Annotated in this window: 16 protein-coding genes; 11 read left to right on the top strand and 5 right to left on the bottom strand. The window is 35.9% G+C overall.

The genetic code is table 11. The features are described from left to right. Positions 1-60: 60 nt before the first annotated feature. Positions 61-417 (top strand): hypothetical protein, encoded by a 357-nt coding sequence (locus FW780_RS05100; RefSeq protein WP_149832498.1) that lies wholly within the window; start codon positions 61-63, stop codon positions 415-417. Between the two features lie 89 nt (positions 418-506). Here the strand turns inward: FW780_RS05100 and FW780_RS05105 are convergent, their stop codons facing one another. Beyond that, on the bottom strand, positions 507-1,184 hold the full coding sequence (locus tag FW780_RS05105; protein ID WP_149832499.1) for a YceI family protein: 678 nt from the start codon (positions 1,182-1,184) through the stop codon (positions 507-509). A 210-nt stretch (positions 1,185-1,394) separates the two neighbouring features. On the opposite strand from FW780_RS05105, the gene FW780_RS05110 reads away from it, so the two are divergent. The 4 genes from FW780_RS05110 to FW780_RS05125 all read left to right on the top strand — a co-directional run bounded on the left by FW780_RS05110 (position 1,395) and on the right by FW780_RS05125 (position 7,282). After that, positions 1,395-3,782, top strand: a complete 2,388-nt coding sequence (locus FW780_RS05110; RefSeq protein ID WP_149832500.1) for a hypothetical protein — start codon at positions 1,395-1,397, stop codon at positions 3,780-3,782. A gap of 119 nt (positions 3,783-3,901) precedes the next feature. Further along, a complete protein-coding gene (locus FW780_RS05115; protein ID WP_149832501.1) occupies positions 3,902-6,025 on the top strand; it encodes a Tex family protein in 2,124 nt (707 codons plus the stop codon). Between the two features lie 42 nt (positions 6,026-6,067). Continuing rightward, entirely contained in the window at positions 6,068-6,706 is a 639-nt protein-coding gene (locus FW780_RS05120; RefSeq protein ID WP_167510644.1) for an HAD family hydrolase, read from the top strand. A gap of 9 nt (positions 6,707-6,715) precedes the next feature. Next, entirely contained in the window at positions 6,716-7,282 is a 567-nt protein-coding gene (locus FW780_RS05125; RefSeq protein WP_149832503.1) for an RDD family protein, read from the top strand. A gap of 35 nt (positions 7,283-7,317) precedes the next feature. Here the strand turns inward: FW780_RS05125 and FW780_RS05130 are convergent, their stop codons facing one another. Together FW780_RS05130 and FW780_RS05135 are read right to left on the bottom strand one after the other, a co-directional pair. After that, positions 7,318-8,889, bottom strand: a complete 1,572-nt coding sequence (locus tag FW780_RS05130; RefSeq protein ID WP_149832504.1) for a M28 family peptidase — start codon at positions 8,887-8,889, stop codon at positions 7,318-7,320. Between the two features lie 256 nt (positions 8,890-9,145). Next, positions 9,146-9,322 carry a histone H1 gene (locus FW780_RS05135; protein WP_047377485.1) on the bottom strand — a complete coding sequence of 59 codons (177 nt, stop codon included), beginning with the start codon at positions 9,320-9,322 and terminating at the stop codon, positions 9,146-9,148. A gap of 380 nt (positions 9,323-9,702) precedes the next feature. On the opposite strand from FW780_RS05135, the gene FW780_RS05140 reads away from it, so the two are divergent. The 4 genes from FW780_RS05140 to FW780_RS05155 all read left to right on the top strand — a co-directional run bounded on the left by FW780_RS05140 (position 9,703) and on the right by FW780_RS05155 (position 14,248). Next, on the top strand, positions 9,703-11,190 hold the full coding sequence (locus FW780_RS05140) for a M1 family aminopeptidase (RefSeq protein ID WP_149832505.1): 1,488 nt from the start codon (positions 9,703-9,705) through the stop codon (positions 11,188-11,190). A 136-nt stretch (positions 11,191-11,326) separates the two neighbouring features. Continuing rightward, the gene (locus FW780_RS05145) at positions 11,327-11,842 is read left to right on the top strand and encodes a hypothetical protein (protein WP_149832506.1); all 516 of its coding nucleotides are present in this window, start codon (positions 11,327-11,329) and stop codon (positions 11,840-11,842) included. A gap of 194 nt (positions 11,843-12,036) precedes the next feature. Further along, entirely contained in the window at positions 12,037-12,951 is a 915-nt protein-coding gene (locus FW780_RS05150) for a helix-turn-helix domain-containing protein (protein ID WP_149832507.1), read from the top strand. An 88-nt stretch (positions 12,952-13,039) separates the two neighbouring features. Next, positions 13,040-14,248, top strand: a complete 1,209-nt coding sequence (locus FW780_RS05155; protein WP_149832508.1) for an MFS transporter — start codon at positions 13,040-13,042, stop codon at positions 14,246-14,248. A gap of 97 nt (positions 14,249-14,345) precedes the next feature. Here the strand turns inward: FW780_RS05155 and sph are convergent, their stop codons facing one another. Further along, positions 14,346-15,920, bottom strand: a complete 1,575-nt coding sequence (sph, locus tag FW780_RS05160; protein WP_149832509.1) for a sphingomyelin phosphodiesterase — start codon at positions 15,918-15,920, stop codon at positions 14,346-14,348. Positions 15,921-16,165: 245 nt separating this feature from the next. Between sph and FW780_RS05165 the strand changes: the two genes are divergently transcribed. Beyond that, positions 16,166-16,642, top strand: coding sequence for a MarR family winged helix-turn-helix transcriptional regulator (locus FW780_RS05165; RefSeq protein ID WP_149832510.1), 477 nt, complete (start codon positions 16,166-16,168; stop codon positions 16,640-16,642). After that, positions 16,639-17,481 (top strand): universal stress protein, encoded by an 843-nt coding sequence (locus tag FW780_RS05170; protein ID WP_149832511.1) that lies wholly within the window; start codon positions 16,639-16,641, stop codon positions 17,479-17,481. Before FW780_RS05165 ends, FW780_RS05170 begins: the two co-directional genes overlap by 4 nt. Before the next feature lie 25 nt (positions 17,482-17,506). Here FW780_RS05170 and FW780_RS05175 read toward each other — a convergent pair whose 3' ends face one another. Continuing rightward, positions 17,507-18,103 carry a Crp/Fnr family transcriptional regulator gene (locus tag FW780_RS05175; protein WP_149832512.1) on the bottom strand — a complete coding sequence of 199 codons (597 nt, stop codon included), beginning with the start codon at positions 18,101-18,103 and terminating at the stop codon, positions 17,507-17,509. Between the last annotated feature and the right edge of the window lie 99 nt (positions 18,104-18,202).

The raw sequence follows: 18,202 nt of genomic DNA on the forward strand, positions 1-18,202 counted from the left end.
GGTATTAACAATAGTATCAGAATAAGATTTTATAAATTTGCCCTCCGTAAAAACAAATCAATGACAATAAAGGATCTGGCAGGAAGTTATTCTATTGAAGGAAGTAATCAGGAAGAATCGTCCCAGGCTTCTTATCACGGCATACTGACCTTAGCTATTGATGAAAACAACCGTATCATTGCCCAATGGATTATTGGTGATCATTTGCAAAATGGTACAGGGTTTTACAAGGACCATATCTTAGTCATCAATTTCAATTACGAAGGTGACGATCACGAAATCTATAAAGGAGTTGCTGTATACCGTTGCCTAAGTAAGGATATATTAGATGGTTTCTGGTCTGAAAAGCATGGTAATCCTTTGTATCTCGGGAGTGAATATTGTGTGAGAATTCAGAATTCGGGGATTTTGAATTGAATTCTTTGCCACAAGGATAAAAAACGGTTTTAAAATAAAAAGAGCTGCCTTTATAAAGACAGCCCGGTAGTTATTACAATTTCAATAACTTATTTTTTAGCTTTTACATCGATAGCAATCTCGATATCTTTGCTGATCATCCATTCTGCAGGATCTGCTTCTGAAGTACCAAACTTAAGTCCCCAATCTGCTCTGTTTACTGTAAATTTAGCCTGAATAGCAGCTGAGTTATCTACTACGTCTACTTTAGCCGGGAAAGTAACATTCATTGTTTTTCCTGATAATGTAAGGTTTCCGCTTACTGTTTTATTAGCTCCTGCTACAGCATCTTTTGGTGCTTCTTTCAAATCTGTAACACTGGTAATTTTAAAATCTGAAGTAGGGTTTTTCGCTGTATCAAAGAAATCAGGATTTTTAAGGTGAGCTTCAAGATCTGCCGGTTTTTTATCTTTTTCTGTTACTGAAGCCGGATCAACTTTGATAGAGTTCATATCGATTACAAAGTTCCCCGCAGAAACCTGACCTCCGTCAACGCTAATATCTCCTGATTTTACAGTAAGTGTTCCCCAACGAGGTGCCATCCCTCCTTTGTGGAATGCTTTCCAGTTTACTACTGAAGTTACTGTATCTACTGCAAGGATTTCACCTTTGCTCTCCGCTACTGTTTGTTCCTGAGCCGTAGCAGCAGTATCTGCAGTTTTCCCCTTATCACATGATGCTAAAAGTAATCCTATTCCTACTAATGCAATTACGCTAATTTTTTTCATATTGAACTGTTTAAAAAGTTTGTTGAAATTTTGTTGTTTTCGGGTACAAAAATAGAAAAACCTATTTGGAGGCACCTTATCATACATCAAGAAATGGCTTTTTTTTGTTTTTTTGATGGAGAGTTATATGTTTTGATATTTTCATTATTGTACCTCATAATAAAAATGTACTTTTGGCGCTTTGTAGAAAAACGCAAATATTCATGAAATATGTCAAAAAAACTAATAACATTATTAGCAATAAGCGCAATCTATTGTCTTAATGCACAAACCAATGCTGAAGAGGCCCTCAAAACATTTGAAAAAAAATATCCTCAGGAAAAAATACATCTTTTACTGGATAAAAGTAACTATATAGCAGGCGAAACCCTATGGTTCAAGTCTTTTGTATTTGACGGTTATACTACTTCTGCTATTTCTACTACTCTATTTGTAGAACTGTATGACAGCAATAAAAATCAGATCAGTAAAAAGCTAATCCCATTAATTAATGGAGAAGGAAGTGGTAACGTGGCTCTACCCAGTTCTTTAAAGGAAGATGTTTACTATATCAGGGCTTATACCAGTTGGATGGCTAATTTTAATGAAGATTTCCAAATTTTAAAGCCTGTTGCTGTTTACAACCCTTCATCTCCCGAAAAATTAACATCCAATCCTACTCCATGGACAGTCTCTGCCTACCCGGAAAGTGGAACCTTCATAGATGGAATTAATACTAAGGTAGCTGTAAGACTACAATCCAATGGAACAGCACCTTCTGATTGGGAAGGATATGTGACGGAAATAGATAATCCTGATACTAAAATTACAACATTCAAAGGGTTTGATCAAAATATCGGGTCATTTAACATCATTCCTAAAAGTGGAAAAAGATATCAACTGATTGTTCAGGATAAAAACGGACAAAAACAGAACATATCATTACCTGAAGTTTCTGCATCAGGGATCAATCTTCAGGTAAGCAGTGATAAAGACCATGTAAAATATACTATAAAATCCAAAAACCTGGCTCCGGATTATCAATATTATACTGTTTTGGGAACTATTAACAACCAGCTTGTTTATAAAGCCAAGATCAATAAAATCAATAATGAAACTCAATATTCTATTTCCAACAGCCAGCTTGTTAATGGAATTTTACAGCTTACCGTTTTTGATGATAAAGAGAATGTTGTTTCCAACAGGCTTGTTTTTGTGCAGCCTCAGTTATTGCAGTTCAAACAGCCTTCACTTCAGTCTGTTTTATTAAAAGACACCCCACGTGGGAAAAACTCATTTGAGCTTCCAAAAGACACCAATTATTCTAATTATTCTGTTTTAGTACTTGATGCCAGTACTCAGAGTCCTGAGGAAGATCAAAGTTTATTAAGTTCTTTATGGTTAACCGGAGACATTACGTCACCCATTATCAGTCCTGCTCAATATTTTACAAAAAACCGTAATACAGAAGCATTGGATGCTCTTCTCATGTCAGAGAAATGGAAACGTTTTGAATGGAAATCTATTATGACAGGAAATTATCCGATGATCAAATATCAACCGGAAAGCTATTTATCTTATAAAGGAAAGGTAAACATTCAGGGGAAACCAGCCCCCAACACGGAAGTGAACTTAATTTTCGGTTCAGAGCCTGGATCCAGAATGTCTCAGATAAAATCTGATAATAACGGATTTCTAACTTTGAATAATTTGGTTTTTGAAGATACTATGAAGTTTTTTTATCAGTTAAATTCTGAGCCAAAAGATCTCAATAACAATTATTCAATTTATTTCCAGCCTACTTCCAATTTTGTTCCTTATAAAAAGAATATCCCGCCAAGCCCTTACAAACTGATTCCACGTCCGGCTGATGACAAGCCTTCTAATGAAGTCAGCAGATCATTTACCGCGCTTAATGCTCAAAAAATCATTAGGGAGAATATTACAAATATTGAAGAGATAAAATTAAAGGGAGAAGTAAAGAATAAGACCAAGAAACTAAATGATGAATTAAGCAGCCCAGGATTCAAAAGTCTCAATGAACAGATTTTTGACTTTGTCAATGACTCTCCTTTAACTACATCATCCAATGTTCTGAAATGGCTGCAGGGAAGAGTCGCGGGCTTAACCATTCAAATGCAGGGTGGAAGCTATAAAGCTACCATGAGAGGAGGCCAAGTGGGAATCTATCTTGACGAAATGCTTGTCGACCCAAGTCATGTAGATAATATGTCTACTTCAGATATTGCCATGGTAAAAGTAATAAAAGGATTTTTTGCAGGAGGTTTTGGTGGTGCTAATGGTGCAATTGCTATTTATAGCCGTCGTGGCACCTCTTCCAATAGAACTGCGTCATCAAAGTTAAGACAGATTAGTTTACAAGGATATGATAAAGAAACTCCATTTGAAAATCCTGATTATGGAAATGATAACTTTAAAAGTATCACACAGGACACCCGAAGTGTTCTGTATTGGAGTTCTTTTCTTGAAACACAACCTAATGAATCTTCAAAAGTACAGTTTTACAATAATGATGATACAAAGAAATTCAGAGTAATTATTATGGGATATGATAAAAACAATGATACTCCACTTTATTACAATGAAATTTTACCTTAAGAAATCTTAAATTTATTATACAGCCTGATTGCATTTTGTCGTAGTCAGGCTTTTTTTATCAATATATTTCAATTTTTTCTCATTCCAAAACCCTATTTTAGCTATCCGAAAACAGAACAATGACGACCGTAGAATTTATACAGAAGCAGCTCAATATTTCTGAAAAGAGCATCAACAATACTTTACAATTATTAGCAGAAGATTGCACCATTCCTTTTATTTCCCGTTACCGAAAAGATAAAACAGGAAATCTCGATGAAATACAGATCGAACAGATTTCAAAAATCAGCAAACAGTTTGAAGACATTGTCAAGAGAAAAGAATCTATCCTGAAATCTATAGAAGAACAGAATGCTCTAAGTCCTGAGCTTCAACAGAGAATTGAAGACAGCTTTGATATTCAGGAACTGGAAGACCTATATCTGCCTTTCAAAAAACGTAAGAAAACAAAAGCTGATACTGCTAAGGAAAAAGGATTGGAACCTTTGGCAAGGATCATTATGAGTCAGAAAAGTAATGACATTCAATTTCTGGCTTCAAAATACCTGAATAATGAAGTTACCTCCGAAGAAGAAGCACTTCAGGGAGCGAGAGATATCATGGCTGAATGGATCAACGAAAATATGTATGTCCGTAAGAATCTCCGCAGGCTATTTCAGCGTAAGGCAGTGGTTACCTCCAAAGTTGTAAAAGCTAAAAAAGATGAGGAAGATGCCCAAAAATTCTCCCAATATTTTGACTGGGAAGAAAGCCTTAGTAGAACTCCTTCTCACAGACTTCTTGCCATGTTACGAGCAGAAGCGGAAGGCTTTGTAAAAACAAATGTAGGAATAGATAAGGAAGAAGCTGTTGATTTTATTGAAAAGGCGATTATAAAATCTAACAATGAAAGTTCGGACCAAATTGCACTGGCCATAAAAGACAGCTATAAAAGACTTCTGGAACCTGCTATTTCTAATGAAGCACTACAGGAAGCGAAAGAAAAAGCAGACAAAAAAGCAATTGAAATCTTCTCCGAGAATTTAAGCCAGCTTCTGCTTGCACCGCCTTTGGGAGAGAAAAGAATTCTGGCAATAGATCCGGGATACAGAAGTGGATGCAAAGTGGTTTGCCTGGATGAAAAAGGAGACTTACTACACAATGAAACCCTTTACCCTCACGCTCCGCAGAATGAAAGCGGAATGGCTATGAAAAAGATCCGATCTATGGTGAATGCTTATAATATTGAAGCAATCTCTATCGGGAACGGAACGGCAAGCCGTGAAACAGAATTTTTCATCAAAAAGATTGCCTTTGATAAACCTTTGCAGGTTTTCGTAGTTTCGGAAGCCGGGGCTTCGGTTTATTCTGCCAGTAAAATTGCAAGAGAAGAGTTTCCAACCTATGATGTAACGGTGCGTGGAGCTGTTTCCATCGGAAGAAGACTTTCTGATCCGTTAGCAGAACTGGTAAAGATTGATGCCAAATCTATTGGCGTTGGACAATATCAGCATGACGTGGATCAGACCCAACTGAAAAATGAGCTTGATTCTACGGTGATGAAATGTGTAAATTCTGTGGGAATTAACTTAAATACAGCAAGTAAATCGCTTTTAAGTTATGTTTCCGGAATTGGAGAGAAAATGGCAGAAAACATTGTTAATTACCGTGCTGAAAACGGTGCATTTGAAGATCGAAAACAGCTTAAAAAAGTTCCGAGGCTTGGAGAAAAAGCCTTCCAGCAGGCGGCTGCATTTGTAAGAATTGCGAATGCTAAAAACCCACTGGATAATTCCGCTGTACATCCGGAAGCTTATGGAATTGTAGAAAAAATGGCCAAAGATTTAGGTATTAAAACCCATGAACTGATTGCCAACAAAGAAAAAATAGCTCAAGTAAAACCGGAAAGTTATATCACGGGGGAAATCGGAATCTTAGGCATCAAAGATATTTTAAAAGAACTCGAAAAACCGGGGCTGGATCCAAGAAAAGCAGCCAAAGTATTTGAGTTTGACCCTACCGTTAAAAGCATTAAAGACTTAAAAACAGGTATGATTCTTCCAGGAATTGTAAACAATATTACCGCGTTTGGATGTTTTGTGGATCTTGGAATTAAAGAAAGCGGATTGGTTCACATCTCCCAGTTGAAAGACGGGTTTGTATCAGATGTAAATGAAGTGGTAAAACTTCACCAGCATGTGCGTGTAAAGGTAACGGAAGTAGATGAGGCAAGAAAAAGAGTGCAACTGAGTATGATTTTGTAATCTTTTAACTGCAGATTAAATATAAACCATAAAATATTTGTTTTGAACACAAAGAATTTAATTTTCGATCTGGATGGCACATTATGGGATCCCAGAGCCACGATTATCAAAATATGGAATGAAGTACTGGGCAGACATCAACTGATTCAAAGAGACCTTAAGCCCGAAGATATGGATCAATATATGGGATTACTGGCCCATGATATTGTAAAAGATATTATTCCCGGTATTTCAGACCTGCAGGCTCAAGAACTTCTTTCCGAGATTGTAGCCGAAGAAAATAAAGTACTCCGCATACAGGGAGGGATTTTATATGATGGCGTAGAAAACACGTTAAAAAGTCTGGCTAACACTCATTCTCTGTTTATCGTAAGCAATTGTCAGGATGGCTATATCGAATCATTTTTAGAATATTATAAATTCAACGATTTGTTTGTTGACTTTGAATCTCACGGAAGAACAAAAAAACCAAAATCTGAAAATATACAGCTCCTTATGGAAAGAAATCAACTGTCCATCGAAGATTCTGTTTATATTGGAGACACTCAAACCGATTATGATTCCGCAGACTCTAATGGGTTGCCGTTTATTTTCTGTCAATATGGATTTGGAAAGTTAGCTGATTCCCTTTATGAGCCATCAATTCTTACCTTCTCGGACTTAATAACCCATATCCTATAGTACTAAATAATGAAGATTTCTGATCTTAAAGAGAAGAGAATTATTCACAGACCTACCCGATCCTTTGATGAATGGGGAAACAGGATTTATAACGAATTTGAGTATGAATTCACTTACAATCCTACACATAAGGGAAATGAAAGAGAGCGTCTTTTTGCCAAGGTGATTGATATGATTCCCTTTTTCATACTATTCATTTTCATATTCCATTTACCTGTTATTCTTGGTATTATATTTTCTATTCCCTGTGTGATTATTTCCGGTATCTTTTGTGAATGGTATTTCGGAACTACTTTAGGCAAGAAAATTTTTAAACTTAAAATTCTCGATGACAATGGAAATCAACCGGATTTTGTCAAGTCATTGCAAAGAAATATTTTAGTTCTGGTCAACTTATGGCCGGTTTTTACAGATTTTACACCGCCGCCCACACAAACCTGGAATGCAGGAGGTACTCAAATGAATTTCAGCATGCATTTGAATAATAAGATATGTAAAACTTATATTGTAAAAGAAAGTAAAGTAATAGAAATCAAAGAACTATTAGCACAAGAAAACAAAAAGGCTGTCCATTGAGACAGCCTTTTTACTTTATGTAAAGTAGAAATCTTTTATTTATAATCCTTAGAGCTTCTTCTAGGCTCTTTTACTTCCGGCCATTTTACCGTTTCTCCTTTATCATCCTGAGGCATTGCTCTTTTTTCTCTGTTGGTGAATTCCGGATCTTCAGAAGCCATATAAGCTAGTGCAGCCGTTAAAATCACATTATTTTTCACCTCATCAAAAACAATTTTATCATACGTATCTTTTGTGGTGTGCCACGTATATCCAAAATAACCCCAGTTCAGAGAACCTAAAGAAAATCCTGGTACTCCTGCTGCCACAAACGAAGCATGGTCAGAACCACCGCCGCCCGGCATTCCGGGAAAGTCAGTTTTTATATGACTCTTTACTGATTTTGGAACCCCGTCAAGCCATTTTCCGATATAATCATAAGCTTTAACAAATCCCTGACCGCTGATATTCACAACACGTCCTGTTCCGTTATCCTGATTAAAAGCAGCCTGAACTCCTTTTATAATCTGAGGATTATCCACCACAAAACCTCTGGAACCGTTTAATCCCTGCTCCTCACTTCCCCAAAGTCCGATCACGATTGTTCTTTTGTTGTTCGGATAATATTTTTTAAGGATTCGCATGGTTTCCAGCATCGTAATGGTTCCTGTTCCGTTATCTGTTGCTCCTTGCGCTCCGTCCCATGAATCAAGGTGAGCCGAAAGAATTACATATTCATCCGGTTTTTCCTTTCCTTTGATCATACCAATAGTATTGAAACTTTTGGCTTCAGGAAGTATTTTAGACTGAGCATCAATTTTAATTTTAGGAAGAGTGCCTTTCTCTGCCATTCTGTAGAGCATTCCATAATCTTCCACATCAATATCAATCATGGGGATTTTGGTTGTTTTTGCTCCGAAGATTCTGTTAGCTCCCATAATTCCAGTCCAGTTTGAAATAGCAATTCCTGCCGCTCCTGCTTTTTCCAGGGCCTCCGGAAGACTGTTGTTGTCATATCCTATATTCTTTACATACGCAGTGAAATCTTTAGCCGCCTGCTCTTTTTCTGCTTTAAGCTTTTCATACAGTTCAGGAGTAGCAAATTCTTTGATTTGTTCATCAGAACGTCCGATTTTTTGGTATTGTGCCATCAGCACTATTTTTCCTTTTGCAGAAGGAAGCCATTGATCAAACTCTGCTTTGGAAGATACTTTCGGAAGAATAATGACTTCTGCCTCAATTGCTTTTTTAGTAGCAGGACTCCATGCAAGCTGTGTAGCCGCAAGAGATTTTACACGTGGAAATGTCATATCCACATGAGTAGTCCCTCTCTGCCATCCTTTCCATGTTCCAAACTGCTGAAGATTGGCATCTACTCCCCATGAGCGAAGTTTACCTGCACTCCATTCGTTGGCGGCAAGCATTTCGGGAGTCCCTACAAGACGCGGTCCGATACCGTCCAATAGCTCATACGCCAGGTTTTCAAGCTGGGAATTATTATTTACTTCATCTACAAAACTTTTTACGATAGGGTTTAGCCTTTCTTTTGGGTCAACCTTTACCTGAGCCCAGGAAAACTGAGCAGCCAGCACTACTGCAGGCACTGCAAAAAATCTATTTATCCTCATAATATATATTGATTGGTTTAAAGATAAAGGAAATTAGGGAGATGGTGAAAGATTGGGCCTAAAAAAGAGGTTTTCCAATGATATTATCAACGTTTTTCTCCAAATACGTTAACAAAATCAGCCATTAACCTCAAATCAAGTGGTATATAATGTTAGATATTGAATGTTAGCAGAATTTTTCCTAAACTGGAAAATCGAAAAACGTCTTGTATTAAGGGGATAAAAAAAGCCGGCTTCAAAAGCCGGCTAAAGTGAATTATTTTTTAGCTTCTTCTACAGAAACTTTTCTGAAGTCTTTGAACAATTTGCTTAGTTCTAAAGCTGCTTTACGAGCTCTTGTACCAGCTGCTTTGTTTCCTTTTTCTGCTTGTTGGTTTGCCTCAGTTGTGAACGCTTCAAATTCTGCGTTGATTTTTTCAATTAGTTCTTTCATTTATTTAAAAATTTAGGCTGCAAATATAGGTTTTATGGTGATTCCAGCCTAGCTGGAGTGAAAAAAGTTTAAGCGAAATGGCTAAAATATTCACTTTCATCTCTATAAAAGTGCTTTTTCGGATGATTCAGCCCCTTAAAATGATCATAGAATACTGTTTCAACCCTTAATCTGAAGTCTTCTGAAAGGAATCTCATTTCGTTTATTTCCTCATTATTTTGGTTTCGCAAATCTTCATTTTTCAGAAAAAACAACGTATCAACAAAAATAAGAGTTTCCGAACTTTCGTCTTATCATTTTAAGATTACTCATCGTATAAAAGCACCAAGAATACTGAAGTTTTGGAATTTTATTATAAATTTGAAAAAAACGACTTATCCATGTTTAAAAAATTATTCATCCTTACTTTATTATTACCTCTGCTCGCCTATTCTCAAAACAAAATAAACTATAAAATCTATTATGATGCAGATCTTGAGCAAAACGGATTAAAAGTTAAGGTTGATTATATCTTAAAAAAACCATCAGATACCATCTCCTTTTATTTTGCCAATGAAAACTGGGGTGAAAATAATCTCTTCAACAATCTTACAATATCAAAAGACGAAAATCCTGGTATTACTTTTGAAACACTGCCGGAAAAGAGCAAAATAAAGGTCAGGATGAAGATGGGAAACAAAATTTCCCTTGTTTATCATATTAAGCAGGATTTTAAAGATCCTGATTATAAAATATTCAACCGTCCCAGGATTAACAATACATTCTTCCATGTCTTGGGTAAAAACCTGTTCATCGTACCTGTTTCATTTACAAAGATTCCGGAAGACAGGGAATTTGAATTTTCTCTTGAATGGATAAATTTCCCTATGAAATTCAGGCTTCATAACAATTTTGCCACACAGGCTAGAGCCCAGAACATTAAAACAACACTTTGGGAAGGATTGTACAACTCATTGTTTATAGGAGGCGACTATAGGTTTTATTCTTTTAAAATACAAAACAAGCCTGTTTATCTGGCGTTAAGAGACCAGTGGCAAAACGGTTTTACAGATGATTTCCTATTTTCAAACCTTAAGAAAGCAATACAGTCGCAAAGAGATTTCTGGAAAGATTATAATCAGGATTATTATACTGTTACCTTAACCCCTACCGTTTCACAAAAAGACAGTCTTTTCAAAGGATACAGTTCAACAGGGTCTGCTATCAGAAATGCATTTATGATTCAGGGAACCAATAATCCTTTTAACAACAAAAACGCCTACCTTTATCTTCTTCATCATGAGTTGATGCACGAATGGATTGGAAATAAAATTCAAAATAAAAACGAAGAACTTAATTATTGGTTTAGCGAGGGCTTTACGGATTATTATGCTTATAAAAACAGGCTGCGAATCAAAGATATTTCTACGGATGAATGGCTAAAATTATTCAATACTGAAGTCATTCAAAATCATTGGAAGAACCCACAGCGAAATATTCCGAATTATAAAATAAAAGATGATTTCTGGAAAAGCCGTGATGTAGAAAAAGTACCTTACAGACGGGGTGCTATTTTCGCTTTCTGGCTGGATAATCAGATTTTATTGAAATCTCATTACAAAAAATCTCTGGATGATCTGATGCGAGAATTATTGAAAACATGTACGGAAAAGAAGCTCAAGTTTACAGATGAATTTTTCCTCGATATAGCTCAGCGATATATGGATAAAGATATTACTTATTTTTTTCAGAAACATATCATTTCAGGGGAAGATATTGACCTTACCAAAGAAAAATGGATTGATGGTTTTAATTTTAAAATGATTGACAATATTCCACAATTGGAAATTGACAGAAGTAAGAAAGTACTATTATATGGTCTTAATTAAACTTTATCCGGAAGGATAGATAAACATATCAACTGTACTGAACAAATTCAAAAAATATTTTCTGTATCGATGATATTTTAACGAACTGTATCCCTTTTGAATGGATTAATCTTATAATTTTGAATAAAAAAATCCCATGGATATCATTTCAAAATTTACAGTAGGTTCTGAAGAGGGAATTTCTGATCTTATAACCATTATTGATTCTTCCGTTTATGCCTTACACAAGGAGTTTGTTACTGAAGAGGAGATTAAAAAATATATTCACAACGAAATAGATCCGAGAAAGATGATCAATGATCTGAATGATCTTTCCAACCAGCTGATCATGACATATGCAGATCAAAAGCCTGTCGGGTACAGTATTATCAAAAGCGGTTCTCTGCATCCGGAGATACCGGAAGGAAAAAGAGCAACAGAAATCAGTTTTGTGATTCTTTCAGAGTTTGATCTTCCTGAAATAAGGCAATCACTTTGGAAAAAATGCAGGTCAGCAGTAAGCTTTACGGATATCATATGGACCAATATGCTGGATCATGATCCGCTTTCGGAGTTTTTAAAAGAGTGTGGTTTTGTACCTGCTGTCAGTTCAAAAGCTGGCCCATTCCAGCTACCCTCACATATTTTAGAATTGGAAATTAATAAAAGCTAGTTCAATCTTTTTAACTACTGATTTTACCGATGTTTGCTTATATTTTATAGTGCTTACGTATATTTTATCATCAATAGTTCCTTTTTATCCTGAGGATATTGAGGGAAACTATTATTCATATTTTTATTATCTCACTTAAAATAATTTTAAGTAAGCAATAGTTTGCATATCTTTGATTTTTATAATTTTTACTTATGAGTGATCAGCTGGAAACTATAGAAGATTATTACAAACGTATCCGTAAGAACCAGATCAAAATGTTTGATTCTGAAGATTTTGAAATGGGTAAATCTCATTTCAATATTTCTATGCGGAAATACTGCAGTTTTAAGAGTCCATACAACCGACGTGATTATTATAAAATCAGTTTTATCATTGGAAAAGGAACTATTCATTATGGCACCAATAAGCTGTATATTGACCGCCCGGCTTTATTCTTTCCTTCTCCAAGCATTCCCTACTCATGGGAGTGTGACAGTGATTTACAGGAAGGATATTTTTGTCTGTTCAACCAGGAATTTTTTAATGGAAACTCAGAATTTAATCTGTTTAAAAAGACTTCAATGTTCAAAGAATGGAGCAAGCCTGTAGTTTTTCTGACTGAAGAACAGACTCAGCTGGCCACACTTTATTTTGATCAGATTTACAGAATGAATAATTCTGCTTATCCTTTCCGTTGCAGCAGCATCAAAAGCAATCTGGCATCCGTTATGCATCTGGCCATGGAAAACCGCGTGGAAGACATCAATCCTAATGAACTTCCTGCAAATGTGCGTTTATACAAATTATTTGATGAACTGCTCAACAAACAGTTTCCTTTAGACTCCCCGGCTTATCCGCTTGCATTAAAAACTCCTTCAGACTTTGCCGAACATCTTAATGTGCATGTGAATCATTTGAACTCTTCGGTAAAATCTGTAACCCATCTTACTACAACACAGATTATTAAAGAAAAGATGTTTGAAGAGTCTAAAAATCTGCTGAAGTATACCAATTGGGATATCGCCCAGATTGGTTATACATTAGGTTTTGATCAGCCCGCTCATTTTAATAACTTCTTTAAAAAGCATGCCCGGACCTCACCATTAAAATTTAAGAATTTATCTTAATATTTGATTTTTGTAATTTTTACTTTGTCTTTTAAAATTCACTTTTCTATTTCTTGACTTATTTTTGCATTGTAAAAAATGAATGAACATGTTGAGAGAAGCATCTGAAAAAAGAATCAGATTAATTACCATTATGGCTTTCGTGTCTATCCCGCTTTCGGGGTTTGTCACGGATATATATTTACCATCATTCCCTTCTATGGCCAAAGAAATGATGGTTTCAGAAAAAGATATCCAGATCACGCTGACTTCCTATCTTCTTAGTTACGGAATTTCCCAGTTATTTGTGGGAGGTATTCTGGATAGTATCGGCCGCTACCGTCCCAAATTGATTGCATTGTTCCTGCTGATCCTGACCAGTATTTTAATTACGATGACCAACAGTATTTTATTGATCTGTCTGCTTCGTATTCTTCAGGGAGCTGCTGTTTCGGTACTTGTGGTGGCTACACGTGCTATTTTTGTAGACATTTATGACTCCGAGAAAGTGAAGCACTATTTGAGCTATTTCACAATTGTATGGTCCTGCGGACCTATTCTTGCTCCTTTTCTTGGTGGTTATCTGGAAAAAATATTTAACTGGCATGCTAATTTTTATTTCCTAGCTCTATACGCGGGATTCCTTTTCTTATTTGAGTGGTTCTTCAGTGGAGAAAGTCTTCCTCAGAAAAAGAAACTGGATCTGTCAGAGAATATCAGCCTTTACAAAATGATGCTTAAGAACAGGATTTTCATGTTGGGAATTTTCATATTAGGACTGAGCTACTCTATCGTTATGCTGTTTAATATTACCGGACCGTTTATTATTGAAAATACATTTCATTTTACACCGGTAGTCATTGGATATTGTACATTGATATTAGGTTTCTCTTGGATGATCGGAGGTTTTATCGGGAAACGCAGGCTGACATTGGATTTTAAGCCAAGAATTCTACAGCCTATCCTTTTACAGCTGATCCTTATTGCAGGATTGATTATCATCAGCTATTTTGCAGAAAGTCTTTTCATTATGATTCCTTTTGCCTTTTTCATTCATATCTGTTCCGGAATTTTATTTACCTCATTCTTTACGACAAGTATGCTTTACTTTCCTAAAAATGCAGGAACTGCCGGCGGGCTTATGGGTGGATTGGTCTATGTGATCACTTCTGTAACAAGCTTTATCATTTCGGTAAGCGGAAATGTAAGTGAGCAAAAAGATCTTTCCTGGCGTTATCTTATCATAGCCTGTTTACTTTTAGGGATTATCCTTATTATGCATCAGGCCGTAAAAAAAGAAAAAGCAGAGAATAATTAATCTCTGCTTTTTTATAATTATTCTATATTCCGAGGCATTAAATTAAAAAACGACCGCCAAAAAGGCAGCCGCTTATTTAAGTTTATTGTGATTAATTCTAAAAAGGATCTGCAACCGTATAGTTCATTTTAACTTCAAATTGAACATCAGGAGTTAAGCTTGTTCCATTCAGATAGATCCAATCTGTTCCTGACTCATTATAAACCTGAAGATAATAGGTATTTCCAACTCCTGTAGTATCCTTGAAAGCAACAATGTCTCCATCTTCGATACTTGTAGAAAAGTTCCCAGCCTTTTTCTTTACAATCTGAATCATCATGTTGTAAGTAGTCTTTCCATATTTAGGATAAAAATAATAACTTCCACTGCCTACAGAGTACCAATACCAGAAATGATTGAGCCTCTCACTGGTCTCTACTCTTACATACCCTTCTTTCAGATCAAAATAATTGTCATTGTCTCCAATGTTTACAATGTTGAACCAGGTCTGTGCGTCCGGCTGTGCAGAAGAAACCGTCAGCCAGTCATTAGGCGTTGAAAGATTTGAGGTGATATATTTTCCTGTAGCTACAGATTTCAGTGAAATACGGTCGTGTTTTCTGAATTTTAAACTTTGTGTTGGTGTTTTCTGATCCGAATAAACATTAGCTTCTACAGGATAATGATCTGAATATTCTGCCCAATGATATTTAATTCCGGCTATATTGGTATATGTCATGAGATTTGAAGACACAGGATCAAAAACGATATTTTGCCAGGTTGGCGGTACAAGATGATCATTAGAAACCAAAATATAATCAAGATACTCTCTATTATTTTGCGGATACGGGTAATGATAGGAAGCCATTATATTGGTTTTTGTATCCCATGAATATTGTAATCCTTTATATGTAGGAGCATTTACATTCAGGGTTTGAAGCATATCAGCATATTCGGGAGTATCTTTTATGATATTAAAATCCCCACCATAGATCACCATTTCATCTTTTGGGATATTCAAATTATCTACAAATGATTTCATCATTTGCAACTGCTGTTTACGAACTTCCACCTCTTTACCGTTGCAGGAAGGCTGTGTAGACTGTGCATGAGTTGCTATAAAATGAACATATTTACCGTCTTTTAAGATTTTAACATACACAAGACCTTTCAGACAGCTCCCATCATAGGAACATCCTGCCGGAAAAATATATTGTTCCTTTCTCTCTATAGGATATTTGCTGGCAATCATCACCCCTCCATCCTCGAATCCTCCTGAGATAAACTCACGCCAATAACCTGAAGTCTTATCCCAACCATCTTTCGTCTGCCCCAATACCGGAGTCTGATAAGGAAAATTGGGAAGAAGTTTTTTACGTAGTTTAGCAGCCGCATCATTATCAAAACACTCCTGCAACATCAGAACATCATAGTTTCTCAAAAAGGAAGCTCCTCCAAGCCTCTCTGCCCTATCCTGTTGTGCCCATTGTGTCATACCAGATACCAGGAGTTCTTTCAACAAAAATGTATTATAAGATAATACTTTGATATTCGGAAAAGCACTTCTCATGGCATTTTCCTGTGCATTTGGCAGCGTTTCATCTGGCTGAAACTGATCTGACCTACACGATAAAAGGGTTAAAAGACAAAGTACCGGAAGAAACCGGAAGAATGAAAATTTCACTTGATTCATAAGTTTTTAAGTTAAAATTGTTTTGTTTTTGCTGCGGCCAAAGTATGATTTACTGTAGTAACTAAAATGAACCCAATATTATCTAAATGATAATTTTCTGATACACGATTTAACTATTAAAAAAAGCAATAATCTAACGGCCTAATTAGTTTTAATTAAAACTAATTTTTCGTATATTTGTTAGGGTAAGTAAAGCTATAAAGTCCATTTGGATATGCTTCTTATCCTATCAATATTATAAAAGTATGCCTGAAAAACAGAATAATATTTCGGAACTTGCTCTGGAACTTGGCCTGGCGATGAGTGAAATGAAAAGCCGTCTCCGCCAGAAGATCCAGACTATCGTGAATGAATATGATCCCGATCTTTCTTTTGAACTGATTGAAATTCTGGGACTGCTTTCACGTAATAATGGGATTAACCAGCAGGAAATAGGAAATAAAGTCAGCAAAGACAAATCAAGCATTACTTACCTCATCAACAGTCTCGTAAAACGGGAACTTGTTGAACGGATAGCTGATAAAAATGACCGGAGAAACAAGCAAATCTTTTTGACTCCGAAGGGTAAAGAGATTGTAGAAACCGTTTATCCGTGGGCATTGGATCTTTATAAAAAAGCGGTTGACAATATTGAAGAAGAAGAAATCATCAAAGCTTTGCTCTTAGTAAAAAAAATGACAGCCAACCTGGAAGAATCAGGATCAAAATATGATACATTATGAGAACAATCCTTGTACCCATTGATTTTACATCAACTACGGAAAATGCAGTAAGAGTTGCCGCAGATTGGGCAAAAACCTACGAATATCAAAATATTATCTTACTAAAAACAGCAGGAGAATCTGAATTTGATTATCTGCATATTGCAGAAGGACATTCATTTGTGAATGAAGAAAGTGTCAACAATCTGTTGCAGAGAACGGAATTATTATTTGATCAGTTGACAGACATTATTACAGAAAAGTCACCAGAAGTAAAAGTTTCCAGGATATTAAGTGATTGGGCTCTTACCAGAAGTATCAATGAGCTTTTAAAAAATCAGCCTTCTGTAGAACTGATTATTTTGGGAAGTGACGACCAAACATCCTCCACTGAGAGCTTTGTCTCTGACAATATTATCAGCATTGCAAGAACAAGTCCTGTGAAGACCTTAATTGTTCCCAACAGCTATCACTATACTCCTATCAAAAATATATTTATTCCTTGTGATATAAAGGGAATTAAAAGATTAGAAAGATTATTTCATCACAAATCTGTTATTCATAAACAGGATGTACGTCTGATGTTTTTGAATATCAATACCCGTGAAAAAGAGGATGAGGACAAGAAAAAAGAACTGGAAGACTATATCCGTGAGCATTTAACGGAAATCCCAAGCAGCATTCATTATTCTCATGATGAAAATGTTATTAAGGGGATTCTTACCTTTGCAGCCTCTAATGACACGGATCTTATTATTGCTTTACCAGGCCAGCATAGCTTCCTGTATTATCTGGCGAGCAGAAGTATTTCCGAAGGAATTTACCAGAACACCCAGCAACCTGTATTAATTTTAAAATAATAAGAAATTTTAAAGTGATCGAAAGCTAATAGTAAATTTTGGAACTTTCGATTTTGACAAGTTTCAGTTCCTGCATTTTTTTTACATATCTGATTACCGTCTCCACCCGAAGACCGGTTAAAGTTGCGATTTGCTGTCTGGTATAAGGAATTAGAAATGAATAGGCTTCCTCAAATCCAAAATACTTTTTAAGATGATCAAAAAGCTTCGTGAGTTTTACGATAGGATCTGAAATTGCGAGAAAACTGGAAATCATATACCTAAAATGCAGTCTGTCGGCAGTGTATTTATTAATCTCGAGCATTAGTTCGGGCTTTTCCAATAGCAGCTGCAGAAACTTGGTCTTGGAAATTTTAATAATCTCACAGCTGGTAACCGCAATAGCATTGATGGCATAATGATGACTGGTAAATAAGTAACTTTCACCAATGCAGTGACCATCAAAAGGAAGACCGTGAACAAATTCTTTCCCGTCTTCTAAAAAAGTATTCATTTTCACAGTACCGTGCCTGATCTGGAAATAATATTTAGCAGCAGTCCCTTCTTTAAAAACAGAATCTCCCGCATCATATTTTTCCAGAATGGCTCCCCGGGAAAATAATAAATCTTCACATATGATCATCTTACCATTATTTTTGAGTAAAAATACTTAAAGTATAAGCTATATTGCAACTTACCAAATACCACAAAAAACAGTATTTGCTGATATTGACACTCTTTT

The sequence above is a fragment of the Chryseobacterium sediminis genome (assembly GCF_008386505.1).
GTDB lineage: Bacteria > Bacteroidota > Bacteroidia > Flavobacteriales > Weeksellaceae > Chryseobacterium > Chryseobacterium sediminis.

Bases quoted from the DNA above. Each gene is read 5' to 3' on its own strand.
- FW780_RS05150 (WP_149832507.1), top strand. From the start codon at position 12,037: ATGAGTGATCAGCTGGAAACTATAGAAGATTATTACAAACGTATCCGT.
- FW780_RS05100 (WP_149832498.1), top strand. From the start codon at position 61: ATGACAATAAAGGATCTGGCAGGAAGTTATTCTATTGAAGGAAGTAAT.
- FW780_RS05115 (WP_149832501.1), top strand. From the start codon at position 3,902: ATGACGACCGTAGAATTTATACAGAAGCAGCTCAATATTTCTGAAAAG.
- FW780_RS05175 (WP_149832512.1), bottom strand. From the start codon at position 18,103: ATGATCATATGTGAAGATTTATTATTTTCCCGGGGAGCCATTCTGGAA.
- FW780_RS05145 (WP_149832506.1), top strand. From the start codon at position 11,327: ATGGATATCATTTCAAAATTTACAGTAGGTTCTGAAGAGGGAATTTCT.
- FW780_RS05170 (WP_149832511.1), top strand. From the start codon at position 16,639: ATGAGAACAATCCTTGTACCCATTGATTTTACATCAACTACGGAAAAT.
- FW780_RS05155 (WP_149832508.1), top strand. From the start codon at position 13,040: ATGTTGAGAGAAGCATCTGAAAAAAGAATCAGATTAATTACCATTATG.
- FW780_RS05105 (WP_149832499.1), bottom strand. From the start codon at position 1,184: ATGAAAAAAATTAGCGTAATTGCATTAGTAGGAATAGGATTACTTTTA.
- FW780_RS05165 (WP_149832510.1), top strand. From the start codon at position 16,166: ATGCCTGAAAAACAGAATAATATTTCGGAACTTGCTCTGGAACTTGGC.
- FW780_RS05140 (WP_149832505.1), top strand. From the start codon at position 9,703: ATGTTTAAAAAATTATTCATCCTTACTTTATTATTACCTCTGCTCGCC.
- FW780_RS05110 (WP_149832500.1), top strand. From the start codon at position 1,395: ATGTCAAAAAAACTAATAACATTATTAGCAATAAGCGCAATCTATTGT.
- FW780_RS05135 (WP_047377485.1), bottom strand. From the start codon at position 9,322: ATGAAAGAACTAATTGAAAAAATCAACGCAGAATTTGAAGCGTTCACA.
- FW780_RS05130 (WP_149832504.1), bottom strand. From the start codon at position 8,889: ATGAGGATAAATAGATTTTTTGCAGTGCCTGCAGTAGTGCTGGCTGCT.
- sph (WP_149832509.1), bottom strand. From the start codon at position 15,920: ATGAATCAAGTGAAATTTTCATTCTTCCGGTTTCTTCCGGTACTTTGT.
- FW780_RS05125 (WP_149832503.1), top strand. From the start codon at position 6,716: ATGAAGATTTCTGATCTTAAAGAGAAGAGAATTATTCACAGACCTACC.